This window comes from Micromonospora sp. NPDC049275, assembly GCF_043197115.1.
GTDB lineage: Bacteria > Actinomycetota > Actinomycetes > Mycobacteriales > Micromonosporaceae > Micromonospora.
Window position 1 is genome coordinate 797,501 of the sequence record NZ_JBICSN010000002.1, and the last position, 26,258, is coordinate 823,758.

24 protein-coding genes are annotated in these 26,258 nt (G+C 72.6%); 19 read left to right on the forward strand and 5 right to left on the reverse strand.

What is annotated here, in order from left to right; translation table 11 throughout:
- Positions 1-168 precede the first annotated feature (168 nt).
- The 3 genes from ACGFIE_RS09135 (at position 169) to ACGFIE_RS09145 (ending at position 2,918) form a co-directional block, all read left to right on the forward strand.
- Positions 169-1,539 carry a glycosyl hydrolase family 18 protein gene (locus ACGFIE_RS09135; protein ID WP_393292689.1) on the forward strand — a complete coding sequence of 457 codons (1,371 nt, stop codon included), beginning with the start codon at positions 169-171 and terminating at the stop codon, positions 1,537-1,539.
- Positions 1,540-1,704: 165 nt separating this feature from the next.
- Positions 1,705-1,932, forward strand: coding sequence for a hypothetical protein (locus ACGFIE_RS09140; RefSeq protein WP_393292691.1), 228 nt, complete (start codon positions 1,705-1,707; stop codon positions 1,930-1,932).
- Between the two features lie 59 nt (positions 1,933-1,991).
- Positions 1,992-2,918 (forward strand): 5'-3' exonuclease H3TH domain-containing protein, encoded by a 927-nt coding sequence (locus ACGFIE_RS09145; RefSeq protein WP_393292693.1) that lies wholly within the window; start codon positions 1,992-1,994, stop codon positions 2,916-2,918.
- Between the two features lie 165 nt (positions 2,919-3,083).
- On the opposite strand, the gene ACGFIE_RS09150 is transcribed toward ACGFIE_RS09145, so the two are convergent.
- On the reverse strand, positions 3,084-3,800 hold the full coding sequence (locus ACGFIE_RS09150; RefSeq protein WP_393292695.1) for an isocitrate lyase/phosphoenolpyruvate mutase family protein: 717 nt from the start codon (positions 3,798-3,800) through the stop codon (positions 3,084-3,086).
- Between the two features lie 165 nt (positions 3,801-3,965).
- On the opposite strand from ACGFIE_RS09150, the gene ACGFIE_RS09155 reads away from it, so the two are divergent.
- Complete coding sequence (locus tag ACGFIE_RS09155; protein WP_393292697.1) at positions 3,966-4,424, forward strand: SRPBCC domain-containing protein; 459 nt, start codon at positions 3,966-3,968, stop codon at positions 4,422-4,424.
- Positions 4,421-4,762, forward strand: a complete 342-nt coding sequence (locus tag ACGFIE_RS09160) for an ArsR/SmtB family transcription factor (RefSeq protein WP_393292699.1) — start codon at positions 4,421-4,423, stop codon at positions 4,760-4,762. Before ACGFIE_RS09155 ends, ACGFIE_RS09160 begins: the two co-directional genes overlap by 4 nt.
- 33 nt (positions 4,763-4,795) lie before the next feature.
- On the opposite strand, the gene ACGFIE_RS09165 is transcribed toward ACGFIE_RS09160, so the two are convergent.
- Together ACGFIE_RS09165 and ACGFIE_RS09170 are read right to left on the reverse strand one after the other, a co-directional pair.
- Entirely contained in the window at positions 4,796-5,098 is a 303-nt protein-coding gene (locus ACGFIE_RS09165) for a GNAT family N-acetyltransferase (RefSeq protein WP_393292701.1), read from the reverse strand.
- 273 nt (positions 5,099-5,371) lie between these two features.
- Entirely contained in the window at positions 5,372-6,547 is a 1,176-nt protein-coding gene (locus ACGFIE_RS09170; protein WP_393292703.1) for a lactonase family protein, read from the reverse strand.
- A 249-nt stretch (positions 6,548-6,796) separates the two neighbouring features.
- Here ACGFIE_RS09170 and ACGFIE_RS09175 point away from each other — a divergent pair, with 249 nt between their 5' ends.
- The 5 genes from ACGFIE_RS09175 to ACGFIE_RS09195 all read left to right on the forward strand — a co-directional run bounded on the left by ACGFIE_RS09175 (position 6,797) and on the right by ACGFIE_RS09195 (position 13,813).
- Complete coding sequence (locus ACGFIE_RS09175; RefSeq protein ID WP_393292704.1) at positions 6,797-7,549, forward strand: DUF1223 domain-containing protein; 753 nt, start codon at positions 6,797-6,799, stop codon at positions 7,547-7,549.
- A gap of 87 nt (positions 7,550-7,636) precedes the next feature.
- Positions 7,637-8,020 carry an MmcQ/YjbR family DNA-binding protein gene (locus ACGFIE_RS09180; RefSeq protein ID WP_393292706.1) on the forward strand — a complete coding sequence of 128 codons (384 nt, stop codon included), beginning with the start codon at positions 7,637-7,639 and terminating at the stop codon, positions 8,018-8,020.
- A gap of 182 nt (positions 8,021-8,202) precedes the next feature.
- Positions 8,203-11,118, forward strand: coding sequence for a glycosyl hydrolase (locus tag ACGFIE_RS09185; RefSeq protein WP_393292708.1), 2,916 nt, complete (start codon positions 8,203-8,205; stop codon positions 11,116-11,118).
- Positions 11,119-11,204: 86 nt separating this feature from the next.
- Positions 11,205-12,155 carry a hypothetical protein gene (locus ACGFIE_RS09190; protein ID WP_393292710.1) on the forward strand — a complete coding sequence of 317 codons (951 nt, stop codon included), beginning with the start codon at positions 11,205-11,207 and terminating at the stop codon, positions 12,153-12,155.
- 113 nt (positions 12,156-12,268) lie between these two features.
- Positions 12,269-13,813, forward strand: a complete 1,545-nt coding sequence (locus ACGFIE_RS09195) for a serine/threonine-protein kinase (RefSeq protein WP_393292712.1) — start codon at positions 12,269-12,271, stop codon at positions 13,811-13,813.
- Here ACGFIE_RS09195 and ACGFIE_RS09200 read toward each other — a convergent pair.
- Together ACGFIE_RS09200 and ACGFIE_RS09205 are read right to left on the reverse strand one after the other, a co-directional pair.
- The gene (locus ACGFIE_RS09200; protein WP_393292714.1) at positions 13,800-14,948 is read right to left on the reverse strand and encodes a serine/threonine-protein kinase; all 1,149 of its coding nucleotides are present in this window, start codon (positions 14,946-14,948) and stop codon (positions 13,800-13,802) included. The genes ACGFIE_RS09195 and ACGFIE_RS09200 overlap by 14 nt on opposite strands.
- A complete protein-coding gene (locus ACGFIE_RS09205; RefSeq protein WP_393292716.1) occupies positions 14,945-16,102 on the reverse strand; it encodes an FHA domain-containing protein in 1,158 nt (385 codons plus the stop codon). Before ACGFIE_RS09205 ends, ACGFIE_RS09200 begins: the two co-directional genes overlap by 4 nt.
- Positions 16,103-16,513: 411 nt before the next feature.
- Here ACGFIE_RS09205 and ACGFIE_RS09210 point away from each other — a divergent pair, with 411 nt between their 5' ends.
- From ACGFIE_RS09210 to ACGFIE_RS09250, 9 genes are all read left to right on the forward strand, one after another.
- On the forward strand, positions 16,514-17,806 hold the full coding sequence (locus ACGFIE_RS09210) for a cytochrome P450 (RefSeq protein WP_393292718.1): 1,293 nt from the start codon (positions 16,514-16,516) through the stop codon (positions 17,804-17,806).
- Positions 17,807-18,060: 254 nt separating this feature from the next.
- The gene (locus ACGFIE_RS09215; protein ID WP_393292720.1) at positions 18,061-18,540 is read left to right on the forward strand and encodes a helix-turn-helix transcriptional regulator; all 480 of its coding nucleotides are present in this window, start codon (positions 18,061-18,063) and stop codon (positions 18,538-18,540) included.
- 255 nt (positions 18,541-18,795) lie between these two features.
- Positions 18,796-21,168, forward strand: a complete 2,373-nt coding sequence (locus ACGFIE_RS09220) for a nitrate- and nitrite sensing domain-containing protein (RefSeq protein ID WP_393292722.1) — start codon at positions 18,796-18,798, stop codon at positions 21,166-21,168.
- 16 nt (positions 21,169-21,184) lie between these two features.
- Positions 21,185-21,589: a roadblock/LC7 domain-containing protein gene (locus ACGFIE_RS09225; protein WP_007460021.1), complete on the forward strand. Its 405-nt coding sequence runs from the start codon at positions 21,185-21,187 to the stop codon at positions 21,587-21,589.
- 38 nt (positions 21,590-21,627) lie between these two features.
- Positions 21,628-22,821, forward strand: coding sequence for an ABC transporter substrate-binding protein (locus ACGFIE_RS09230; RefSeq protein WP_393292725.1), 1,194 nt, complete (start codon positions 21,628-21,630; stop codon positions 22,819-22,821).
- Positions 22,818-23,714, forward strand: coding sequence for a branched-chain amino acid ABC transporter permease (locus ACGFIE_RS09235; protein ID WP_393292727.1), 897 nt, complete (start codon positions 22,818-22,820; stop codon positions 23,712-23,714). The genes ACGFIE_RS09230 and ACGFIE_RS09235 overlap by 4 nt, the downstream gene beginning before the upstream one ends.
- Complete coding sequence (locus ACGFIE_RS09240) at positions 23,711-24,724, forward strand: branched-chain amino acid ABC transporter permease (protein WP_393292729.1); 1,014 nt, start codon at positions 23,711-23,713, stop codon at positions 24,722-24,724. Before ACGFIE_RS09235 ends, ACGFIE_RS09240 begins: the two co-directional genes overlap by 4 nt.
- Complete coding sequence (locus tag ACGFIE_RS09245; protein WP_393292731.1) at positions 24,721-25,464, forward strand: ABC transporter ATP-binding protein; 744 nt, start codon at positions 24,721-24,723, stop codon at positions 25,462-25,464. The genes ACGFIE_RS09240 and ACGFIE_RS09245 overlap by 4 nt, the downstream gene beginning before the upstream one ends.
- Positions 25,464-26,237 (forward strand): ABC transporter ATP-binding protein, encoded by a 774-nt coding sequence (locus ACGFIE_RS09250; protein WP_393292733.1) that lies wholly within the window; start codon positions 25,464-25,466, stop codon positions 26,235-26,237. The genes ACGFIE_RS09245 and ACGFIE_RS09250 overlap by 1 nt, the downstream gene beginning before the upstream one ends.
- Positions 26,238-26,258 lie beyond the last annotated feature (21 nt).

The following is a 26,258-nucleotide window of genomic DNA, read 5'->3' on the forward strand; positions in this document are numbered from 1 at the left end:
CCCGCATCCACCCCGGGGAGGAAATCTACGGGCGTTGATTGACGCCGACAGTTAACACTCTTTAAGATTTGGCTGCCTCGAGGCCCACCCGTACCTGCGTCCCCCATTTCCCGCCCGCGACAACCCTGCGCGGGCGGGCGTCGTCCCCCGCCCACGGGAAGGCCCCCGATGTCCTCACCACTGCGCCGCGCCCTCGCCGCCGGCCTGCTCGCCCTGGCCACCGCCGCCGCCACCGTCACCCTCGTCCCCACCGCCGCGCAGGCCGTGGTGCTGCCCAACAACTTCAAGAGCGTCGGCTACATGCCCTCGTGGGCTGGCAACGTCAACACCATCCAGTACAACAAGCTCACCCACATCAACTACGCCTTCGTACTACCCAACAACGACGGCAGCCTGCGCGCGGTGGAAAACCCGAGCAAGCTCTCCTCGCTGGTCTCCCAGGCGCACGCCAACAACGTGAAGGTCTCGATCGCCGTCGGCGGCTGGAACGACGGCAACGACTCGGCCTTCGAGGCCCTCGCCGGCAACTCCGGCAGCCGGAGCGCCTTCGTCAACAACCTGGTCAACTTCGTCAACCAGTACAACCTCGACGGCGTCGACATCGACTGGGAGTACCCGGACCCGGGCGCCTCGGCGAACAACTACAGCCAGCTCATGACGCAGCTCGGCAGCGCCCTGCACAGCCGCGGCAAGCTCCTCACCGCGGCGGTCGTCTCCGAGGGCTACTACCTCGACGGCGTGCCGACGGCCGTGTTCGGCCAGGTCGACTGGCTCAACATCATGGCGTACGACGGCGGCAGCCCACACTCCAACTACGACTGGTCGATCACCAGCATCAACCTGTGGAAGTCCCGCGGCCTGCCGGCCAGCAAGGCCGTCCTCGGCATCCCCTTCTACAGCCGCCCCGGCTACTACACGTATTCGGCGCTCGTCGCGCTGGACGCGGCCAACGCCAACCGCGACTGCACCACGGTCAGCGGCGTGCAGCAGTGCTACAACGGCGTCCCGACCGTCAAGCGCAAGACGCAGTGGGCGCTGGCAAACGCCGGCGGCGTCATGAACTGGGAGCTGTCGCAGGACACCACCGGCTCCACCTCGCTGGTCAGCGCCATGTACGACACCATCATGGGCGGCACCACCCCGCCGCCGTCCGGTCGTACCGGCCGGATCACCGGCCTCGGCGGCAAGTGCGTCGACGTGGCCTCCGCGAGCAGCGCCAACGGCGCCGCCATCCAGCTCTGGGGCTGCAACGGCACCAACGCGCAGACCTGGACCGTCGCCAGCGACGGCACGCTGCGCGCCCTCGGCAAGTGCGCCGACATCGCCAGCGGTTCCACCGCAAACGGCGCCAAGGTGCAGCTGTACGACTGCAACGGCAGCGGCGCCCAGGTCTGGCAGGCGCAGTCCAACGGCACGCTGCGCAACCCGCAGTCCAACAAGTGCCTGGACGTCACCGACAACAGCTCGGCCGACGGCGCCCGACTCCAGATCTGGGACTGCTTCGCCGGCGCCAACCAGCGCTGGACCCTCCCCGCCTGACCTCGACCGCGGACGCCGGTCGCCCGACGCCGGTCGCCATGCAGATCTTGGACAGTTTCCGTCATCGGCTGACGGAAACTGTCCAAGATCTCCGAGTGCCACCCCCGCCGGGGTCATAACCTGGGATCGGGCCGCCCGCGCGGGTGTCCGACCGGGAGGACCTACGTGACAGCGAACGACGCGAACCGGGCGGCGACGCGCCGCCGTCGGCAACTGTGGGCCGGGGTCCTCGCGCTCGTCGGCCTGGTCCTGCTGGTCATCGGGCTCACCGTCGCCGACGGCGTCGCGGCCTGGGTCGAGGTGCTGGTGGCGATCCTTCTGCTGGTGACCAGTTACGTCGTACAGCACCTCGCCCGACGGGCCACCGTATACCGCCACGACGAGCGGCGCTGACGCCGCCGGACGGCCGGGCGTACCACTGATCGTCGGGGGGCTGTGCCAGGCTGTCGGGCGTGGCACACCGATCCCCGATCCTGCTGATCGACGCACCCAGCCTCTACTTCCGGGCCTACTTCGGCATCCCCGAGTCCGCCGCGCGCACCGAGGACGGCCAGCCCGTCAACGCGGTGCGTGGCTTCCTCGACATGCTCGCCACGCTGATCCGCGGTCGCGGCGCCGACCGGATGGTGTGCGCTCTGGACTACGACTGGCGGCCGGCGTGGCGCGTCGACCTGCTGCCGTCGTACAAGGCACACCGGGTCGCCCCGCAGGGGGGCGAGGTCGTGCCCGACACGCTCTCCCCGCAGGTGCCGATGATCCTGGAGGTTCTCGACGCCGTCGGCATCCCCGCCGTCGGCGCGACCGGTTACGAGGCCGACGACGTGCTCGGCACGCTCTCGGTGACCCAGCCCGGCCCGGTCGAGGTGGTCTCCGGCGACCGGGACCTGTTCCAGCTCATCGACGACACCCGGGACGTCCGGCTGCTCTACGTCGGGCGCGGCGTGGCCAAGCTCGACGACTGCGACGACGCGGCGGTGCGCGCCCGCTACGGCGTGCCGGCCGACCGGTACGCCGACTTCGCCGCGCTGCGCGGCGACCCCAGCGACGGCCTGCCCGGAGTGCCGGGGGTCGGCGAGAAGACCGCCGCGCGGCTCATCGAGCGGTACGGCAGCATCGACGGCATCCTCGCCGCGCTTGACGACTCCGACTCGTCCTTCGCGCCGGGGCTGCGCACCAAGCTGGCCGGCGCTCGCGACTACCTGGCCGTCGCGCCGACGGTGGTCCGGGTCGCCCTGGACGTGGCGCTGCCGGAGCTGCCCACCGCCCTGCCGACCGCCCCCGCCGACCCGGAACGGCTGCTCGAGCTGGCCGGCAGGTGGAACCTGGCCGGCTCGGCCCGCCGCCTCGTCGACGCCCTTGCCGCCCGCGCCGACGCCTGACCGCCGGCGCGCGGCGCACCGGCGTGGACCGCAGCGCGGGCGTGTAACGCGCGCGCGGCGCGGCACGCACGCCTCAGGCGCGGCCGACAACACCTCGGGAGCGGCGACCGCGAGGGCAGACGCGCAGGTCGACCGCAGCCTCAGACACGCAGGTTGGCCGCGAGGTCAGGCGCGCAGGTTGGCCGCGAGGTCGCCGATCGCGCCCATCGCGTACCGCTGCATGCCCGGACCGAACGTGATGCGGGTGGCGCCGTGGCGGGCCAGGTCGGCCACGGACTCCCGGCTCGGGCCGGCGGCCATGTTGAGGGGGCCGGTGATGCCCTCGCGCAGCGTCGGGAGGACCTCGGCCGGCGCTCGGAGTGGGTACACGCAGTCGGCGCCCGCCGCGACGTACAGCGTCGCCCGGGCGATGGCGTCGGCCGGGTCACCCGACCCGAACAGGAAGGTGTCGACGCGCGCGTTGATGACCAGCGCGTCACCCGCCGCCGCTCGCACCTCGGCCAGCCAGTCCGCGTGCCGCTGCGGGTCCTTGAGCGTGGCCTGCCCCTCGGAGTCCTCCAGGTTGCAGCCGACGACGCCGGCTTCCAGGAGCCGTTCGACCAGCTCGCTGGGTGCGAGCCCGTAGCCGTCCTCCACGTCGGCGGACACCGGCACGGAGACGGCCCGGACGATCCGTGCCACCGCGGCGAACATCTCGGCGGGCGGGGTGGCGCCGTCCTGGTAGCCGAGGGAGGCGGCGATGCCGGCGCTCGGCGTGGCGAGCGCCGGGAAGCCGGCGTCGGCGAAGACCTGGGCGCTGCCCGCGTCCCAGGGCCCCGGCAGGACGAGCGGGTCACCGGGGGTGCGGTCGTGGTGCAGGGCGCGGAAGGAGGAGGCTGTCATCGTTCGAATCTCCCGGGGAAATGGTGGGCCGGACAGGCTACCCAGCATGGACCGTACCGTGATCGCACTCCCTGTGCGCCGTTCCCCGAAGCGCAACAAAGGGTTGCGCGAGCGGCCGGGGTGCCATAGCCTTACGCAACCAAAGGTTGCGAAAGGGTGGTACCCATGGAGTACGGAGTCATCGAACGCGACATCGACGTGGACGCGTCACCCGAGGTGGTCTTCGAGGTGATCAGCCAGCCCGAGCACGTGCGGGAGTGGTGGCCCGACGACGCACGGTTCGAACCGGTCGAGGGCGCACCCGGCGAGTTGGTGTGGCGCGACGCGCGGACCGGCGAGACGACGACGGTCGACCTCGCCGTCGTGGACGTCGACCCGCCGAAGCGGTTCTCCTTCCGGTGGTGCTTCACCGGGCCCGACCGGGGCGGGCAGTCGCTGTTCGTCACGTTCGACCTGGTCCCGGTCGGAGCGGGGACCCGCATCCGCATGACGGAGACCGGTTTCCGCGAGATGGGCTGGGAGGTCGCCGTCCTGGAGAAGCAGTACCAGGACCATGTCAGCGGGTGGGACCACTACGTCCCCGCCCTCGGCGTGTACGTCGCGAAGCTGGTCGCCGCGTCATGACCACGGCAGTCGACGACGCCCTGTGGTCGGCGATCGGCGACCCGATCCGGCGCAGCATGATCGACCTGCTGCTCGCCGGCGGGCCCGGCACCGCCACGTCGCTGAGCGAGCGGCTGCCCGTCACCCGCCAGGCCGTCTCGAAGCACCTGGCCGTCCTGGACCGGGTCGGCCTGATCCACTCCGCGCCGGTCGGCCGTGAGCGTCACTTCCGGGTCGACGAGGCGCAGCTCGCCCGCGCGGTCGCCCAACTGGCCGCCGTCGGCGACGCCTGGGACGCCCGACTCCGCCGGATCAAGCGGATCGCCGAGACGATCGAACGCCACCGCACCGACAACTGAGCCGCAAGGAGTTGCGGGGGACTGAGCCCGGCGCTACTTCACCTTTCGGGTGGACCGCACGACGATGTTCTCGTACTCCGGGTGCTTGACCAGCCACTCGGCGAGGAACGGGCAGATCGGCACCACTGTGCGTCCCCTGGCCCGGGCGTCGTCCATGACCGCGCGGGCCAGGGTCGATCCGACGCCGTGGCCCTCGTACGCGGGATCGACCTCGGTGTGGGTGTAGGCGATGATGGCGCCGGTCAGCTGGTAGGTGACCACCCCGGCGACCGCGCCCGTCTCGTCGCGCGCCTCGAACCGCTCCCGCGTCGGCGCCTCTGTCACGGTGAACTGCACCGGACCATCCAAGCACAGCGCCCGTGGCGACCACCTGCGGTCGTCGCCACGGTGCGCGGGCGGGTCCGCCCGCGCGCCGGGCGGAGCGGACCGGCCCGGGGACGTCAGAGGCGTCGGCGGCCGTACGCGGCGGCGGTGACGGCCACGCCGATCGCGGCGAACACGACCTGCAGGCGATGCTCTTCTGCCCCGCGGCGGACACCGCCGAAATCACCGGCTGGGACGCGCGCTGGTCCCGGTCGGAGGCGACCGGGACCAGCGGTGTGTCGACCGTCAGGAGGCGGCGATGCCCTCCATGCCGATGCCGTCGGTGAACTTCGGCAGTCCCTCGACGGTGGTGACGAGGCTCAGGGAGCCGTCGTCGTGCACCTCGTAGCCCTGCACGTTGCCGGCGGTGGCGTTCTGCACGTAGAGGAAGCCGTCGCTGGTGGTCATGTCGATCGACCCGCCACCGGTGTCGGCGGCCACCTCCTTGACGAGTTGCAGTTTGCCGTCGTCGTCGACACGGTAGGAGCTGATGGTGGAGCTGCCGGCGTTGGCGACGAAGAAGTAGTCGCCGACGCGCTGGATCCAGCAGGGCGCCTGCTGGCCGTTGGGCACCGACGGCCCGACCTGGTCGAGCGCGCCGTCGTCGTCGAGCTCGAACCGACTGACCGCGTTCGCACCCGACTCGGTGACCAGCACCGAGTCCTCGGTGTCGAAGGTGAAGCCGAACGGCGTGTTGCCCGCGTCGCTGACGACGGGGTGGCGGGCCAACTCGCCGTCGCGACCGATCTCGAAGCTGAACATGACGTTGGCCATCTTCGTCGACACCAGGACGAACTCGCTGTCCGGGTCGATCTTGACCTGGGCCGGGGCGGTCCCGAACGCGGGCGGGTTGCCGTTGTGCAGGCCGAGCGACCGGTTGGCGTCCTCGACCCGCGACAGGCGACCCTTGTGCAGCTCGAAGCCCTGCACCGAGCCCTCGCCGCCGGCGTTGAGGACGTAGACGAGGTCACCGCGGGCCGCGATGCTGACCGGCAGCAGGCCGCCGGACCAGATGACCTGGAGCTTGTGCAGCCGGGTGCCGTCGACGCGGAAGACGGTCACGGTGTTGCTGCCGGCGTTGACGGCGAAGAGCAGCCCCCTGTGGTAGACGAGGGAGCCCTGCGAGGCCAGCGCGTCCAGCGGCGCGCCGATGGTGAAGCCGCCCAGCCCGCCGGTCTCGTACTCGCCCGCCTTGCTGAGGCGACCGTCCTCGTCCCGGTCGTACACCTTGATGGTGTTGCCCTCGGCCTTGTTGGTCTGGACGAAGACCGCGCCCTCGCTGTCGTGGTGGTTTCCACCTCCCCCGCGCTCGTCGTGGTTGCCCGCCGGGCCGCCGCCGTCGGCGAAGGCAGCTCCGGGGAGCGTTCCGGCACTGGTCAGACCCACCAGGAGGGCCGCCGCTAGCGCTACGCTGCGCTTCATTACTGACTCCTTAGCCGCTTTGGGAAGGAAATACGAGGTTTCCTCTCATTAGCAAGCTATCGGAGGATGACGCCGCTTCGACGGTGTTTACCCGTAAGTGGCACTGCTGGGTGCAACGGCGGATTCGTGGTAGTGCGGCACCCGCCGGCCATGGACGCACCCATCGGCCCTCGCGGCCCCGGTGACCAGGCGTTGTCGGTGCGGTAACGGGAATCGCAGGGGTCGCCAGCAGCTCTGGGAGGAGACGCCATGACGAACCCGTCGCCCCACGGGTCGGACCCCGCCCGTTCGTCGGATCCGCCGTCCCCGGCGACGGGAGGCGTCGCCGTCGTGGAGCTGTTCACCTCGCAGGGCTGCAACAGCTGCCCTCCGGCCGAGGAGCTGCTGACCGAGATCGACCACGACGCCCGGACGCGGGGTGACCAGGTCTTCGCCCTCGGCTTCCACGTCGACTACTGGGACGACCTGGGCTGGCCCGACCAGTTCGCGGACGCGGCGTACACCGCGCGGCAGGAGGCGTACGCGCGCGGCTTCGGCACCGGCGGGCTCTACACCCCGCAGATGATCGTCAACGGCACCGTGGAGTTCGTCGGCTCCGACCGTCGCCGGGCGGCGAGCGCCATCGCGTCCGCCCTGACGTCGGCCGTCACCGCGCCCCTCGCGCTGTCCGTGTCGGACGTCGCGGACGGCGGACAGCCGATGACGCTGGACTATCGCGTGCAAAGGCCGCCGCAGCGTGCCGTGGTGAACGTGGCGGTCGTGCAGCGCGGGCTGGACAGCGAGATCGCCCGCGGCGAGAACGCCGGCCGGACGCTGCGGCAGGACAACGTGGTGCGCGCCTTCGCGTCGCTGCCCCTGGACGCCGAGCAGGGCCGGGTGGAGCTGGCCACACCGCCGGATCTCGACCCTCGCCGGGCCACGGTGATCGGCTACGTCCAGCGCGAGGGCGACCAGGCGGTCCTCGGCGCGACGGCCGTCGACCTGGCCGTAGCGGCCGGCTGACACCGCCGTCGGCGGCCCGCCCGCCGGCTGTCGGTCCCGGTGCGTAACCTCGGCACATGCTGATGGCACGCGCGGTGCGGGGTCTGGGTGGCTGACGCCGACGACGTACGCCGCCTGGCCCTGGCCCTGCCCCACACGGTCGAGATCGACAGCGACGGCTTCGACTTCCGGGTGGCCGACAAGGGTTTCGTCTGGTCCTATCCGGAGCGCCGGCCGGGCAGGCCGCGGGTGATCCGGCGTGACATCGCGGTGCTGTTCGTCGGGGACGAGGCCGAGAAGCAGGCCCTCCTGCTCGGCGAGCCCGAGGTCTTCTTCACGACCTCCGGGTACGACGGACTGCCGCTGGTGATGCTGCGCCTGGCGGCCGTCGACGTCGACCGCCTGAACGAGCTCGTGACCGACGCGTGGCGGATGCGCGCGCCGGACGCGCTGCACACCGAGCTGGACGGGGCCGGCGCGGCGGAAAGTTAGCCGCACGGCGGGCGATCAGTTTGCGACATCAGCACGCAACCGGACCGACACATTGACGGGCATCTCGACGATCGATTACCGTGCCGACTGAGAGAGCGCTCTCTCGATCGACGTTTTCCGCAATTCAGACGCTAAGCGCCCGGGTCGACACGGTCCGTACCGGGACGCGCGATGGAGGCACCATGAAACCTCCCGTCCCCCACCGCCGCTGGGCCCTGGCAGCCGCCACCGCCCTGGCCCTGGTCGTCGGTGGCCTCACGATCCCCGTCACCCGCGCCGCCGAGGCCGCGCCCGTGGGCGCCGGCAGCTACACCACCACCGGAGTCGGCGCGCTCCCCACCGGCTGCGGCGCGATGTCGGCCAACCCCCGGCAGTACGCCACCGCCAACGCGCCCACCGGTGCCGTGCCCACCAACGACTGGTGGTCCTCGCTGCTGTGGAAGCGCACCGACTGCGCCTTCAGCGAGCCCCTGCACGCCCACCCGACCTCGTACGACACGTTCACCGACGGTCTCGGTTTCTCGGCCAACTCGACGCCCGCCATCAGCGGCACGGCGACAGGCGTCGGCGAGTACCACTACCCGTACGTGCAGGACATCCGCGTCGGCGTGGCCGGGCTGGCCGCGCCCCGGGTCACTGTGGACGGCTGGACCGACTGGACGGTCAGCCCGTACTGGAGCGACGGGACCCGCACCCTTCGCGCCACCATCGGCCACGGCCTGCCGTTCGCGTACTTCCAGGCCAGCGGCGGCGACGCGGTGATCAACACGTCCGGTACCGCCGACGTCTGGTCCACCAGCGGCGCCACCGTCGGCTTCCGGGTCAACGGCCACGACTACGCGGCGTACGCGCCCAGCGGCGCGACCTGGACGGTCAGCGGCGGCCGCATCTCCTCCACCCTCGCCGGTCGCGGCTACTTCTCCGTCGCCCTGCTGCCCCCGACGGCGAACGCCACCGAGCGCGCCGACCTGGCCACCACCTACGGCCGGTACGCGCACGCCCACGTCACCGGCACCCGGGTCTCCTACACCTACGACCCGACGACAAACGGCCTGAGCACGACGTACGCGTTCACCACCACCGCCCGGGAGGGGACCGCCACGCAGACGGTGGTCAGCCTCTACCCGCACCAGTGGAAGTCGCTGGCCGGCTCGACGCCGATCACGCCCACCTACCCGTCGGCGCGGGGCCGGATGAAGGTCCTCACCGGCGTCACCCAGTTCCGGACCTCCATGGCGTTCCAGGGGGTCCTGCCCGAACTGCCTGCCGTCGGCGACGGCAGCGGCGCGGACCTGGCCACGCTCACCGGCCAGCTGGCCGCCGCCCAGGGCAACCCGATGGACCAGCGGGGCAACGACACGTACTGGACCGGCAAGGGGCTGGGCCTGGCCGCCCGGCTCGCCGAGGTCGCCGACCTGGTCAACGACACGGCCACCCGCGACAGCGCGCTGAACGCGATCCGCAGCACCCTCACCGACTGGTTCACCGCGTCCAGCGGCAAGACCCAGAGGCTGTTCTACTACGACGCGAACTGGGGCACCCTGATCGGCTACCCGGCGTCGTACGGCTCCGACCAGGAACTCAACGACCACCACTTCCACTACGGCTACTTCATCGCCGCCGCCGCGACGCTCGCCAAGTTCGACAGGGCGTGGGCCGCGACCAGCCGCTACGGCGGCATGGTGGACCTGCTGATCCGCGACGCCAACAACTACCGCCGCGACGACACCCGCTTTCCGTACCTGCGGGACTTCGACATCTACGCCGGCCACGACTGGGCGTCCGGGCACGGCTCGTTCGGCTCCGGCAACAACCAGGAGTCGTCGTCGGAGGGGATGAACTTCGCCAACGCCCTCATCCAGTGGGGGCAGGTCACCGGCGACACCGCAGTGCGCGACGCCGGCGTCTTCCTCTACACGACGCAGGCCGCCGCCATTCAGGAGTACTGGTTCGACGCCAGCGACCAGAACTTCCCCGCCGGCTTCGGGCACTCGACCGTCGGCATGGTCTGGGGCGACGGCGGCGCGTACGCCACCTGGTTCAGTGGCGAGCCGGAGATGATCCAGGGCATCAACCTGCTGCCGGTCACCGGCGGGCACCTCTACCTGGGCAACAACCCGGCGTACGTACGCACCAACTACGCCGAACTGGTCCGCAACAACGGCGGGCCGCCGACCGTGTGGCAGGACATCCTCTGGCAGTTCCAGGCCCTCGGCGACCCGGACGCGGCCCTGGCGAACCTGCGTGCCAACCCCGGCTACACGCCCGAGGAGGGGGAGAGCCGCGCGCACACCTTCCACTGGATCCGCAACCTGGCGGCGCTGGGCACCGTCGACACGACTGTCACCGCCAACCACCCGCTGAGCGCGGTCTTCTCCCGCAACGGGGCACGCACCTACGTGGCGTCGAACCCGACGGCGAACCCGATCACCGTCACGTTCTCCACCGGCACCCGGCTCACCGTGGCGGCCGGACGGACGGCCACCACCGGGGCGTACACCTGGAGCGGTGGCAACGCCTCCGGCGGCGTGCCGCCGAGCACGACCCCGCCGACGACCGCGCCGCCCACCACCGCCCCGCCGACGACCGCGCCACCCACCACGGCCGCACCGACCACGCCGCCACCGAGCTCGGGCTCGCCGACGCGCTATCTGCTGCCCGGTGGCGGGCTGGGCGCCGCCGGCAGCGCGGCCACGACCACCGTCGCGGCCGCCAACGGAAATCACGACGGTACGCCGACCAACCCGCAGGTCTTCACGGCGACAGGCCTCAACCTCGCCTACTCCGGGGCACAGACCGCGTTCGACCTGTTCCTCGACGCCGGCACGGCCGTCGGAAACGGCGTGCAGGTGCGCGTGTCCTACGACCTGACCGGCAACGGCAGCTGGGACCGGACGGAGACGTGGCGCTACTTCGCCACCGATCCGGTCGCCGGCTACGAGCACTACACGCAGGCCGCCGGCCTGGCCTCGGCGACCGGTTCGTTGGGCACGCTGAGCAACGGCACGGTACGGGTGGAGGTCTGGTCGGCCATCGGCAACAACCCCACCACAGTGGGCGTGGGCAACCAGTCCGTGCTGCGCCTGCCGTACTCCTGATCCGTACCCCCTCGCTCGCCGCCGGCCGCACCTCGGCCGGCGGCGAGCACTCGTACGGACTGGTGCGCGGGTGCGAGGCTGGCGGCATGTCGTCCGTACGCGAACCGCAGCCCTCCCCGCCGCGGGGCGGAACCGGGCGGTGGCGGCTGCGGCTGGTCGGGTGGCTGGGCCCGGCGGGCTCGGCCGTGGCCCTGAACCAGCTGGCCACCGTCCTCCCACCGGTCGCCGTCGGCGCGGTGCTGCTCGTGGTGGCGGTGGTGTACGGCCACCATCGACTCGACGAGCGCGCCCCGCTGGCCGAGGCGCTGCCCCGGATCCTGCTCGCCGTCGCGGTCGCCGGTGTCGCGCTGGCCGTGACGACGCCGGCGTCGTGGGCCGGACCGCTCACAGTGGTGGCGGTCGTGGCGATCGCCTGCGCCGCGCTTGTCGCCCGAGAGCGGGCAACAGCCCTGACCTCGCTGGCGGGCATCAGCGTCTGCACCGCCGGGCTGTTCGTCGTCGCCGACGCCGGGCACGTCGAGCGGGCCGGCGCCCGCTTCGTCGGGGTGACCCTGGGGACCTTCGCCGTGCTGGTGGGCCTCCTCGTCCTGCTTCACCGCCGGCAGCTCTTCGGCGCGGACAGCGCCGGCCTCGAGCTGCTGCGCCAGGCCCGCGTGTCGTGGTCCCGGGCCGGCGTGCTGGGCGTGCTCAGCGTTCCGGCCAGCGTCAGCCTGGCCCGCGAGGGGTCCGTGGTGACCGCCGTCGTGGTCGCGGTGGCCGGCCTGTGCTGGTCGGGTGTGACGCTCGTCTTCGTGTTCGCCGAGCGGCGGGACGCCCTCGCCGGGGCGCTGCTGGCGCTCAGCGGGGCGGCGGTCACCGTGCTGGGCCTGCTGGCGTTCCGGGCGCGGGAGTACCCGATCGGAATGGTCGCCGCCACGGCCGGCGTGGCGATGGTGGGCGGCGGGCTGTCGTTGCTCGAATCGGCGGGCACGCTGGGCCGCCTATGCGACTGGGTGGCCCACCTGACCACGCCGGCGGGCCAGCGCGCCGACGGATGAACGCCCCCAGGGTCGCGCCCCCTCGCGGCGCCCCGTCGGCGCTACCATGGGCCCGCTCGGTGCGGCGCTCATAGCGGTGACCCCGCCGCACCCACGCGAGGAGGGGATCGTCCGTGTTCACACCTCTGACCAGCGACGATCCCCGCCAGATCAGTGGCTATCCGCTGCGCGCGCGACTGGGCGCCGGCGGGATGGGCCAGGTGTACCTGTCGTTCACCCCCGGAGGCCGGGCCGTCGCGCTGAAGGTCGTGCGTCGGGAATACGCCGAGGACGCCGCCTTCCGGCAGCGCTTCGCCCAGGAGGTCCAGGCCGCGCAGCGTGTTCACGGTGTCCACACCGCCCAGGTGGTCGATGCCGGCACCGACGCCGGGACACCCTGGCTGGCCACCGCGTACGTGCCCGGGCCCACGCTGCTCGCGGCCGTCCGGGACGACGGTCCGCTGCCGGTCGGCACGGTGCGGGTGATGCTCGCCGGCGTGGCGCAGTCACTGCAGGCGATCCACGCCGCCGACGTGGTGCACCGGGACCTGTCCCCCCGCAACATCCTGCTCGCCGCCGACGGGCCACGGGTCATCGATTTCGGTATCGCCCGCGCCGTCGACGCGACCCACCTCACGGTGAGTCAGACGCCCATCGGCACGCCCTCCTTCATGTCACCCGAGCAGGCGAACGGCACGCCGGTGACGCCGGCCTCCGACGTCTTCACGCTCGCCGCGGTCGGCTTCTTCGCCGCCACCGGGCGGACCGCCTTCGGCGACGGCAACTATCTCAGCGTGCTACGGCGCGTCGCCGAGGCCGAGGCGGACCTGACCGGCTGCCCGCCGGAGCTGCGGGCGCTGTTCGAGGCCTGCCTGGTGCGAGACGCCGCGGCCCGGCCGACCACGGCCCACATCATCGAGGCGTGCGGCGGTGTCCCCCGTTTCGGCGCGGACTGGCTGCCGAAGCCTGTCGCCGCGACGGTCGCGGCCCACGGCGCGGCGCTGGCCTCGATCATCGCCGAGCCCGCGGGCAGCCGCCCGGAGGTGACCACCGCCCCGCCGTCGGCCGCCGTGCCCGGCCCGTCCCGGCCACGAAACGCACGGCGCGTCCTGCTCGCCGCGACGCTCGGCGTCGTCCTGCTCGCCGGCGGAGTGGGGATCGGCATCGCGATGCGGCCCGACTCGACCGGGGACCGCACCGGCTCGGCGGACACCGGCGGGTCCAGCACCGCCGCGGCCGCTGGTCCGTCGGCCAGCGCCCCGGCCTCGCCGACACCGACCGCCTCGGTGGCCGCCACACCGCGAACGCCTGCGGTCCAGTGGACGGGCCCCATCCGGATCGGTGGACGTGGTATCGACCTGGATCCGGTGCCGCCGGCGGTCGATCCGGAAGTGGCCGAGATGGACGCCGGGATGCCGCTGCCCGGTCCGGTGATCCGCTACGGCGACGCGAGCACCATGGCGATGTGGACCGGCGGGGCGACGCCCACCTTCCAGCAGTGCCGGGAGCTGGTCTCGACCCAGGGCACGACCGAGCTGCGAGTGGCCAGGAAGGACGTCGTCTGCCTCAAGACCGACCAGGCCCGGATGGTGCTGCTCGTCATCGACTCGATCACCAGCGACGGAGCGGTCGGGATCGGGGCCACGGCGACCGTGTGGGACCGCGCTAGCGACTCTTGACGTCCAGGTAGGCGTGGATCTGCCGGACCAACGGATGGTCGTCGCCCAGCGCGGCCCGGGCGCGGGCCTCGAGCCGGACCAGCCGCAGCGACGCGACGGCCTCCTCGCCGAGGCCGAACCTGCTGCGTACCCGACCGAACTCGGCGGCGACACGCGCCACCGGATCGACGTCGCCGACGTCGCGCAGCCGGTGGGCCAGGTCGGTGAAGTGCCGGGCGGCCTCCGCGTACCGGCCCTCGGCGAGCAGCAGGTCACCCTCCTGCACGGCGGGGTCGACGTCGCCGGCCGGAGACCGGGCCGCGTCGGCGGTCGCGGTCGCACGCAGGGCGTCGCGCACGGCTCGCGCGGTGGGCCGAGCGGCGGCTGACTTGGCGAGCATCGCGTGGATCAGGTCGGCCAGTGCCGGCGGCACCGAGGGGCAACGGTCGACGATGGATTCCGGGGTCTCCCGCTCGACGCGCCGCGCGCAGGTGACGTGGCCGCCCTGCATGCGCAGCGGTGGCCCGCCGGCGAGCAGCGCGTACAGCACGGCGCCGAGGGAGTAGATGTCCGTGGCGCGGTCCGGAGCGTCGCCCCGCCACTGCTCAGGCGACATGTACGCGGCGGTGCCCAGCACCATGCCCGGTCGGGTGAGCCGGGTCAGCATCGCCTCCGGCACTGTGGAGACACCGAAGTCGCAGATTTTGATCGTCCCGTCGGCGTCGAGCACGAGGTTCTGCGGTTTGAGGTCACGGTGGATGACCGGCGTCGGATGCTCGTGCAGACAGACCAGCGCGTCGGCGACCGGGACGGCGTATCGCAGTGTCTGTGCGACGCTCAGGCAGCCGGCGTCGTACTGGACGTGTGCGAGGTTCGGCCCGGCCAGGTGTTCCATGACCACGAACGCCGCGCCGTCGTCGTGCCGCCCCACGTCGAAGATCGCCACGACGTTCGGGTGTTTGATCATGGCGAGGATCTCGGCCTCACGCTGGAACCGGGCCAGCAACTCGGGATCGGCGTCCTCGATCAGCAGCTTGACCGCGACCAGCCGGCGCAACCGTTCGTCCTGGGCCGCGTACACCGTCCCGTGGCCGCCCGCGCCGAGCCGTGCGGTGACCCGATATCGGCCGGCGAGCCTGGTTCCCTCGATGCTCATCGCGGTCTCGGCCGCCGGATCATGGTGGGTGTCGCCGCCTCCTCGGCCAGCGCCCCGCGCGGTACGGGCGGCTGCGCCGGGTTCTCGAACACGAATGCGCGCCCGCTGAGCACCAACTCCACGCCCTCGTGCAACACGATGACCTCGCCCTTGCGCAGGCGCCACGGACGCCCCGCCCCGATCCGCCGACCCGTCTCCGAGGTGTCCTCACGACGGATCCGGGTGCCGTTGGCGCTCAGATCGCGGACCGCGAGCGCGGTCCCGTCCCAGCTCAACTCCACGTGTCTGCGGCTGATCCAGTTGCGCGCCGACGGCGTCAGCCAGGGGGCGAGAGCCACCCCACCCGGCTCGACCGGGGCCCGACCCACCACGACCGCCGCGTCCGCGCGGACCATGAAGCGGGCCAGCGACACGCCGTCGATGCGCACCTTCAGCTGGACCCGGGGAGTGCTTGGCCCGATGTCGGCCATCGGCTCGTGATGAGTGGGACAGCGCACGACTCCCTGACGGTAGACGGGAACCGGCTGGTCGACGGCGGCGTCGCCGCCGAACATCGGGCAGTCGTGCCGCGGGCAGCGCCACTGCCGGGTCAGCAGGTCGCGCCGCGCGCCCGTGGCGTGACGCCTGTCGTACATCCCCGCCCGCAGCAGGCGACTCTCCTCCTCCTTGCGGGAGATGTGCCACTCCGGCGGGGTCGGCATGATGCGGGGCACGACCACGACGCCCGCGCCGCCCGGACCGGGCTCGAAACGCAGGAAACGGTCGCGGTTGCCGGGAATCCACGGGTGTTCGCGGTAGGCGTCCTCGAAGTTGTCCCGGCTGATCACCCGCAGTTCGGCGGTCTCGGCCAGCTCGATGAGCCGGTCGTCGGCGCCCGGTCTGACCTCGATCCGGCCGCGCTCGTACCACCTGCGCAGCGTCGCCTTCTCGTCCGCGGTCAGACCCGGCTGGCGCAGCAGCGACCGGTCCGCCACGGCGTACACCTGGACCGCCTCGTCGCCCGTGTACGCGACGAGCGCGGCGAGCAGGTCGAGAAATCGACGCAGATCCACCGGGCGGGAACCACAGAGTCGGTCGTCGCGCATGACGTTGGACAGGTCGACCACGAAATCAGCGGCCATCGCGTCGAGGGTCAGCTGTGCCTCCGGTCCCATGTGGTCACCGTAGCAACGGAGGCCGCCGCGCCGGCGCCTGAGCCGGCGCCGGCGGCGTGACTGGTGCTGCGGCATCACCTGCGTTCCACGGAATCGTTGCCCAGGAATGAGAAGTGCGCAATCGGGCAATCCCACCGTCCGACCGGGATCGCGAGTCAGGCGATCGGCCTTGCCCGAGTGCGACGGATCCGGCAAGCACCCGGGTGCAAGGTGCAGCCGGCCAGGGCCGGAACGGGTCTGCAATAGACAATTGGCGCGGCCAGCAAATAGACACCCACCAATCTTGACTTGAGCATCGGGGCGGCGCACCGTGAGGAGAACCCGGCAGATGTGCGCCATTGTCGGCCCGCCTTCGGCGACGTACGGAATGCGAGCGCCGCTGGTTTCGCGCGGTGTTACAGGAGGCGTTCTATGCAGTTGAATCCGTTCTCCGGGGTCTATCTCACCGATCCCGCCAGCGCCTGGCGACGCATTCTCGACGATCCCGACCGGGTGACCTACGCCGAGGATCTGGGCCTGTGGTTGATCAGTCGGCACGCGGACGTCCGGCACGCCCTCGCCGACGCCGCGACGTTCGGCAACGCCCTCACCCTCGCCCCGATCTACGAGGTCTGCGCGGAGGCGATGAGCGTCATAACCCAGATCGACGCGCCACCCACGACGGCCGCCGCCGATCCGCCGACACACCCCCGCACCCGGCGCGCGCTGCGCGCGACCTTCGCCAACACGGCGGACCGGGCCGAGGCCGAGTACGGCGCGATCGTCCGCCGCCGCGTCGACGACCTGGTGTCCCGGCTCGTCGCCCGAGCGGGCCGGCGGGTGGATCTCGTCGGCGAGTTCACCACCGAGCTTCCGCTGCTGGTCATCCTGGACATCCTCGGGGTGCCCGACGCCGACGTCGGCCAGATCCGCCGGTGGGCGGACGGTCAGGTCGCCCTGATCTGGGGGCAGCCCGACCCGAACGAGCAGGTACGCCTGGCCCGGGGTCTGCTGGAGTTCTGGCACTACTGCCAGGACCTGGTGCGGCAGCGGCTCGACGGCGCACACGACGAGGCCGACTTCATCAGCCGGGCGCTGGCCTACCGCGACGACGACGACGCGGTGCTGACCGTGCCGGAGGTGGCGAGCCTCGCCTTCAACCTCCTGGTCGCCGGGCACGAGACGACCGCCGGCCTGCTCGCCCACGCGCTCGACGAGGCCCTGTCCCGACCGCAGCGGTGGCGCGCGCTCGTCGCCGACCCGCGATCCGTGCCCGACTTCGTGACCGAGACCCTCCGGTTCGCGCCCGCCATCGACGGTTGGCTACGGGTCACGCGACGCGACGCCACAGTGGGTGGGGTCACCATTCCGGCGGGCGCGCGCTGTCTGTTGATGATCGGTGCGGCGAACCGGGACCCTGCGGTGTTCGCTCACCCGGACCGGTTCGACCCGCACCGCCTCGACGCCACCGACCACCTGTCGTTCGGCCACGGCCCGCATTTCTGCATCGGCGCCGCATTGGCGCGACTGGAGGCCGGTGTGGCTCTCACCCGACTCGCCGAGGCCATTCCCGGCCTCCGTCTGACACCCGAGCACCGCCGTTCGTTTCAGCCCAATGTTTCGTTTCGCGCACATCACACACTCGTCGCGACAATCGATATTCTCGCGCCCGCCGACGGCCCGACGGCGGCCCCGGCCGCCGCCACCGAGGCGCGGGCCGCCTGACGACGAGGACGCCAGCGGCGCTGACCTGCGGGCCAACCGACGCGGCCGGTTGGGCTCGGCGCGACGCGCCCCCCGGTGCCGTCGGACGCGTCGGGCAGGTGGCCTCGTGCGCTTTGCGCGGCGATTCGTCTCGGCGCACGTCTTCACACCCATCGTGTCCAGGGTTAAGAATTGCCCCCTATGAATGTTCAGCCCATCGGCCAATCTCGATCTGGAACCTGCTGCTGATTCGCGGGTGCCACGAAGGTGAGCGCATGGAGCACACTCCCCCGCCGAGCGCCGCTCACTCCGCGGCCAGCCAACAGTTCCGCTGGGCGCTGCGCGACTGCCGGGTCCGACGGGGACTGACCCAGCGGGCCCTGGCGGACCTGGTGCGGTTCAGCCGGGAGACGGTCGCGGCGGTGGAGTCGGGCCGCCGCTTCGGCAGCCACGAGTTCGCGGTGCGCTGCGACGACGTGCTCGACACCGGCGGCGTGCTGGCGTCGCTGTGGCCGCAGGTCGCGGCCGAGCAGTTGGCGGCCGACGGCCGGCGGGGTCCACGATCGGCGGAGCAGGCACGACTCGATCCGCCCGTGCCGCGCCAGCGGGGTCGACGCGACGCGCGTGACCCGGGCGCCGTGGTGGACGCCATCGACGAGCTGCGCGAGCTGATCGGCCAGGTGCTCAGCAGCCAGCCGGAGGCGGACGACCCGGGGCCGCATCGCGCGCCCGAGCACCTCGACGACAAGCGCTGAGCGGGAGCGCCCGCGACCGGCCGCCGGGGCGCCACCGGCCGCTGACTGTGGGTACAGATGCTGGTACGGCCAGTTTGTACCACCGTCAGGTCTGGCCTCCGAGCGCGGGTTCCGGCGGAATGGGACTTGCATTCGGCAAGGTGCGTATAGACCGTCATCGACGAGTCGTGGGAGTCAATCTTGGCGTCGAGCACGAGGTCCCACGCGGCCCGACCCTACCCGAGGGGTCGTCGCGCCTGGAAGATCGCCGGGCGGATGCGCCTCATCGTGGCGGCGCCCCTGGTGGCCGTCATCGTGTTCGCCGGCCTCGCGCTGACCGAGAGCGCGCGCCAGACGACCCGTGCCAGCGACCTGGAGGTGGTGGCACGCCTCGGCGCCGAGGCCGGCGACCTGGCGTACCGGCTGCAACGCGAACGCGTCGCCGCCGCCGACCTGCTCACCCACCCCGACGGGCAGCAGCAGGACGCCTTCGGAGTCGAGTTGGCCGCCACCGATGCCGCCGTCGTGCGATACCGCCGACAGCGCGACCGGGTGCCCACCGACGCCAACGCGGCGCTCCTGCGCCGCATCGACGCGGCGTTGGCCGGCCTGTCCCCGCTGCGCACCCAGGTCCGTACGGCCGAGCACGCCTCGGTGTCCGCGATGACCTTCAGCTACCGCATCGCGATCGCCGACCTGATCACCTTCCGGGAGAACGTCTCGCACGGCGTCGTCAACGCCCGGCTCGCCGACGGGATCCGGGCCTCGGCCGCGCTGTCGAAGACCGCCGAGGCGATCGGCCAGCAGCAGGTCGCCGTGCTGCGCGCCACCGCGGCCGGCGAGTTGACCCCCGCCACGCAGCAGGACATCACCGCGGCCCGCACCAGCTACACCGAGTCGAGCCTGTCGTTCCTGGCCCTCGCCCCGGTCGAGTGGAGCATCTGGTGGGAGCAGGCCGGCACCGGCAAGGAGGCGCTCGCCCTGCAACGAATGCAGGACGAGGTGTCCCGCGCCCAGCCGGGCACGCCGCTGCGCCTGGCGACCGTCGACTGGGTGTCCACCACACAGCAACGCGTCGCCCGCCTCGCCGACCTGCGGGGCCGCGTCGACGTCGCGGTGCTCGACGACGTCCGGGCCGCCCACGCCGACCAGCGCCGCAGGGCCGTGGCTGAGGCGGTAGGTGTGCTGCTGGCGCTGCTGCTGACCGCTCTGGTGACCTGGGCCGTCGCCCGGCAGATCACCCGCCGGCTGCGACGCCTGCGCGACGCCGCCAACGCCGTCGCGTTCGAACAACTCCCCGCCGTGGTGGCTCGGCTGCAACGCCCCGACAGCGCGAGCGTCGACCCCGACGAGCTGGCCCGCCAACAGTCCACCGCCGCCCTCGAACCCTCCAGCGACGACGAGATCGGCGAGCTGGGCCAGGCGTTCAGCGCCGTGCACCAGGCCGCCGTGCGGACCGCCGCCGAACAGGCGGTCATGCGCGCCAACACCGCCGACATCTTCATCCACCTCAGCCGGCGTGAACAGCGACTGGTCGACGCCGTTCTCGCGCAGGTCGACCGGGTCGAACGCGACGAGACCGACCCCGACCGCCTGCACCAGCTCTACACCCTGGACAACCTGGCGACCCGGATGGGCCGGATCAACGCCAGCCTGCTCGTGCTCGGCGGCGTCGGCGTGGGCCGGGTACGCCAACACGACGTACCGCTGCAACAGGTGCTCCAGGCGGCCCTGTCCCAGATCGAGCACTACGCGCGGATCCGGCTCGGCATGGTCGACGGCGACGTCGCCGTGGCCGCCAAGTCCGTCGACGAGGTCGTGCACCTGCTCGCCGAACTCATGGACAACGCGACCGCGTACTCGCCGCCGGGCAGCGAGACCTGGGTGAGCGGCCGCAGCCTCGGCGACCGGGTCATCATCCAGATCAGCGACGAGGGCGTGGGTCTGCCCGCACAGCGGCTGCAGCAGCTCAACGACCTGCTGGCCCGGCCACCCGCCATCGACGTCGCCGCCGTGCGGGCCATGGGGCTGGTCGTCGTGGGTCAGCTCGCGGCCCGCCTGGGCGCCAGCGTCCAACTGCGCCGCGGCCCCCGCCGCGGCACCCTCGCCGAGGCGACGCTGCCCGCGGCGATCATCCGGTCGTTGCCGCCGGAGGAGTACCTGCTCGCGCCCGGTCGGCTGTCGCGGCGGGCCGCCCGCACGTCCGCACCCCCGCCGTACCGGCCGGGGCCGACCGCCGGGCACGCCCCCGCGGCCAGGCCCCTGCCGGCGGCGCCCGTGTTCCGCCCGACGCCCCGCGCCAGCACCGGTGACGCGCCGACCGAGGAGCTGCTCATCTTCGAAGAGGTCAACCACTGGTTCCACGCCGATGGCGTCGACGCCTCCGACGACAGGCAGTGGTCCAGCCCCGCCGACGACGCCTGGCGTACCGCCGCTGCGGCGCACACCCCCGACGTGGCCGCGACCACCAACGCCGGCCTGCCCAAACGACAGCCGCAGCGGCACCTGGTGCCCGGCGGCGTCACCGCGCCCCCGCCGCAGCAACGCTCCGAATACCGGGACCCGGCCCAGGTCGCCACCGCGATGGCCGCGTACGCGCGCGGCGTGGCGGCCCGCCGGCGGACCCCGATCAACCTCGGCAACTCATGACCGACAGGGAGAGCACGTGACCGACCACCAGGACCTCGGCTGGCTGCTGGACAGCTTCGCCGAGCGCGCGACCGAGGTCAGCCATGCGATCGCCATCTCCAGTGACGGCCTGATGGTGGCCGCCACCCGCGACCTCCCGCCGGACCGGGCCGATCAGCTCGCCGCGACCGGCAGCGGCCTGGTCAGCCTGCTGCGCGGCGCTGCGGCGTTCTTCGACGCCGGGGCGGTGATCTCCAACGTCACCCAGCTCGAAGGCGGCTTCATGTTCTCCATGGCCTTCAACGACGGGGCGTCGCTGCTGGTGCTCGCCGCGCCCGAGTGCGACGTGGGCAAGGTCTCCTACGAGATGACGGAGCTGGCCAACCGGATCGGCGACGCGTTGACCCCCGCGGCCCGTGCGGCGCTCGCCCGCAGCCGCTGACCCCACCGACCGACCCCTCCCCTTCCCCTGGAGACGACATGTCCCTCACCACCCCCGCGCGCGGCCGGGTTCTCGCCGCCGGGCTGCTCGCCCTCGTGTTGACCGCGAGCACCGCCTGCGCCGCCGACGACCCCGGCACGACCGGCGGCGGATCCATCAAGATCGGTCTGCTCGCCTCGCTGTCCGGGACGTACCAGTCCGTCGGCAAGGAGATCCGCGACGGCTTCGAGCTGTACCTGGACACGCACGACGGCAAGCTCGGCGGCCGGCAGGTCGACCTGGTCGTCGCCGACGAGGGCAACGGCGCCGCGACCGCCGTGCCGGCGGCGACCAAGCTGCTCAAGCAGGACCGGGTGGCCGCGCTCACCGGCATCGTCGGCGGCGGGTCGGTCGCCGGCGTCTACCCCCTGCTGCAGGAGACCAAGGTCCCGCTCGTCGGCTCCAACGGCCGGCCGGAGATCAAGGACGTCTCCCGGGTCTGGCACACCTCGTACCTCTCCGACGAGCCGGGCGCCGCGATCGCCCAGCACGTCCGCGACAACGTCAAGGGCTCGGTGTACGCCATCGGCCCCGACTACCAGGGCGGCTGGGACGAGCTGCGCGGCTTCACCGAGGCGTTCGCCAAGGCCGGCGGGACGCTCGCCAACCCCGACGGCAAGACCACCTTCACCCCGTTCCCGGCCACCACCAACTTCACGCCGTACTTCGCCCGGATCAAGGCGTCCGGCGCGCAGGCGGTGTACACCTTCTACGCCGGCAGCGCCGCCGTCGACTTCGTCAAGCAGTACGCGCAGTCCGAGATCAAGGACATTCCCCTGTACGCGGCGGGGTTCCTCACCGAGGGCGGCGTGCTCAACGCGCAGGGCGAGGCGGCCCGGGACATCTTCTCGGTGCTCAACTACTCCCCCGACCTCGACAACGCCGAGAACCGGGGCTTCGTCGCGGCGTGGAAGGCCAAGCACGACGGGTCGCCGACCACGTACGCCCTCGCGTCGTACGACGCGGCGGCGGTGCTCGACCGGGCCATCGGCGCCGCCGGGGACGACCCGACGCCGGAGGCGATCAACGCGCAGATCGGCAAGCTCGGGCAGATCGCCAGCCCGCGCGGCGCGTGGCAGTTCTCCGGAGTCACGCACTCGCCCGTGCAGAAGTGGTATCTGCGTCAGGTCCGCCAGGACGGCCGGGCGCTGTCCAACACCGTCGTGGGTGACCTCGCGACCATCGGCCGGTGATCGCGGTGGCGGCCGGCCCGAACCGGATCGACCCGTACGTCATCCCGGCGCTGGACGGTGTCGCCTACGGGCTGCTCGTCTTCGTGGCGGCGGCGGGCCTGGTCTTCTGTTTCGGCGTCGCCAACATCCTCAACCTGGCGCACGGCATGCTCTACGCGATCGGCGGCTACACCGCGGCGGCGGTGTTCGACGGCGGCTGGGTGAGCCTGGCCCTGGCGCTGGGGGTCGGCGTGCTGGCCGCCGCCGCGGCGGGTGCGCTGCTCGCCGGCCTGCTCACACCTGTCGCCAGCGGCAACCACCTCACCCAGGCGCTGCTGACCTTCGGGGTGGCGCTGGCCGGCGGCAGCCTGCTCGTCGCCGGCTTCGGCCCCGACGATCCGCAGGTACTGGTGCCCGCCGCCCTCGACGGGTCGGTACAGGTCGCCGGGCACCGCTACGCCGCGTACCGGCTGGTGTTCATCGTGGTGGCGGCGGCGCTCGCCGCCGGGCTCTACCTGACGGTGCGGCGGACGCGGGCCGGGATGCTGGTCCGTGCCGCCGTGGACGACCCGGAGATGGTCTCCTGCCTGGGCGTGAGCCCGGCGCGGATCAGGGTGGGTGTGCTCGCCGCCGGTGGCGCGCTGGCCGGCGCGGCCGGCGTTCTGGGCGCGCCCATCATCGGCCCCGGCGCGGACACCGCCGACACGGTGCTGCTGCTCTCGCTTGTGGTCGTCGTCCTCGGCGGCCTCGGGTCCATGGTGGGCACCCTGCTCGCGGCGCTGGCGATCGGCGAGATCCAGACCCTGGGCGTGGCGCTGCTGCCGTCCGCCGCCCCGTTCCTGCTGTTCGCCGCCATGGCCGCCGTGCTCGCCGTGCGGGCGCGGGGCCTGGCCCTGCGGTGGGCGGCGACGTGAGGGACGAGGTGCTGCGCCGGGTACGCGCCGCCGTCGCGACGCTCGTCCTGGCCGGCCTGCTCGTGGCGCCGTGGGTGGTGGACGACTACACCTCGGCGATCCTCGCCCGCACGCTGGCGCTGGGCCTGGTCGGGGTGAGCGTGGCGCTGCTCACCGGTGTCGCCGGCATGCCCACCCTGGGCCAGACCGCGCCGTACGCCGCCGGCGCGTACGCCAGCGCGGTGCTCGGCAGCCAGGTCTCCGACGTCGGCGTCGTGCAGGTCGCCGTGGCGGCGCTCGCCGGGGCGACGCTCGCCGCCGTGACCCTGCCGCTGGTCGTCCCGGCCCGGGGCGTCATCGTCCTGATGATCACCCTGGCGATCGGCGAACTCGTCGTGACGGTCCTCGGGCGCTGGCGGTCGGTGACCGGCGGCACGGACGGCCTGGCCGGCATCGCCGGGGTCCGTCCCTTCTGGGGACTGCCGGTCCTGGCCACCGACCGGGCCCGCTACCTCTACACGCTCGTCGTCGTGGCGGCACTCGTCGGCGCGGTCCTGCTGCTGCTACGGACCCGCGCGGGGGTGCTGCTGCGCGCCGGCCGGGACGACGAGATGCGGCTGCGGGCCAGCGGACACCGCGTGCCGCTGTACCTGTCCGGCGCGCACGTCGCCGCCGGGGCGATCGCCGGCGCCGCCGGCTCGCTGCTCGTCGTCGCCCAGCAGTACGTCTCCCCCGCCGACTTCGGCTTCGACACCTCCGCCCTGCTCCTGCTCGGCGTCGTCATCGGCGGCACCGCGTCGGTCGGCGGCGCGCTGGTCGGGGCGGTCCTCGTCATCGCCGTCCGCGACTGGTTGTTCGGGGTGCTGCCCGGGCACGCGCCGCTGGTGCTGGGCGTCCTGTTCGTGGCGACTGTCTACCTGCTGCCCACCGGCGTCACCCGAGCCCGCCGCCCGCGTCCGGTCCCCGCGCCGCGCCCACCGGACGCCGCCCCGACCCGCGACCGCGACATGACGCCGGAGCTGCGCGTATGACCTGCCTACTGAGCGCCGAGAGGATCAGCGTGCGGTACGGCTCGCTCGCCGCGCTCACCGACGTCGACCTGTGCGTGCACGACGGTCAGCGGCACGCCGTGATCGGGCCCAACGGGGCCGGCAAGACGACACTGCTCAATGTGCTCGGCGCGACGACACGGCCGCAGCGCGGCACGGTGCGCTTCGCCGGACGCGACGTCAGCCGGCTCGGCCCGGCGGCGCGGGCGCGGCGTGGCATCAACCGGACCCACCAGCGACCCGCGGTCTTCGCGACCCTCACCGCGATCGAGAACGTCGAGGTCGCCGCCCTGCCCCGAACGATGCGACGCCACAGGTGGTCACCCGGTGGGACCCGGAGCGCGGCCCGCCTGGTCGCTGCCGGGCTGCTCGACCAACTGGGCCTGGCCGACCACGCGGCGGTGCCGGCCGGTCACCTCGCCCACGGGCAGCGTCGGCAGTTGGAGATCGCGATGGCCCTCGCCGGCCGTCCCCGCCTGCTGCTGCTCGACGAACCGGCGGCCGGCCTGTCGGCCACCGAGGTGGCCCGGCTGGCCGAGCTGCTGGTGGCGCTGCCCCGGCAGGTAGCCGTGCTGCTTGTCGAGCACCACCTGGACCTGGTGTACGCCCTCTGCGACACCGTCACCGTGCTGCGCGACGGCCGGACAGTGGCCGCCGGCACACCTGACGAGATCCGTACCTCGCCGCCGGTGCGGCAGGCCTACGCCGACGGGGTGTCCTGATGCTGTACGTGGAGCGGCTCTGCGCCGGCTACGCCGGAGGGATCGTGCTGCACGAGGTGGACCTGCGGGTGCACCCGGGCAGCATCCAGGCCGTGGTGGGCCGCAACGGGGCCGGCAAGAGCACCCTCGTGCACACCATCGCCGGGCTGGTACGCGCCTCCAGCGGCCGCATCGAGATCGGCGGCGTCCATGTGGCCGGGCGGCAACCCCACCGGGTCGCCCAGTCCGGCGTCGGCCTCGTCCCGCAGGGCCGGCGGGTCTTCTCCCGGTTGACGGTGGCCGAGCACCTCGTCCTGGCGGCGTCGCCGTGGCGTGCCGCGACACCCGGCGGTGAGGGCTGGACGGTGCCCCGGATCCTCGAACTGCTGCCCCGGCTCGCGGCACGGCTGCGCCACCGCGGCTGCGAGCTCTCCGGCGGTGAGCAGCAGATGCTCGCCATCGCCCGCGCGCTGCTCGGTCAACCACGGGTGCTGCTGCTCGACGAGCCCTGTGAGGGGCTCTCCCCCGACCTGGCAGCACGGGTCCGCGACCTCATCGGCCACCTGGCCGCCGGCGGGTTGACAGTGCTGCTCGTCGAACAGCAGCTCCGCCACGCGATCGAGGTCGCCGACCGGGTGGCGGTGCTGGAGTACGGCCGGGTCGTCTACGACCGGCCGACAGTCGAGGCGCGCAGCGACCCGGGCCCCCTGGAGGCGCTCGTGAGCGTCGCCGCCACCCCGCCGCCGCCCCCGACCAACCGATCGACCCCACGACTCTGGGCCGACACCCCGTAGGTCACCCGTTTCCTCTCGGAG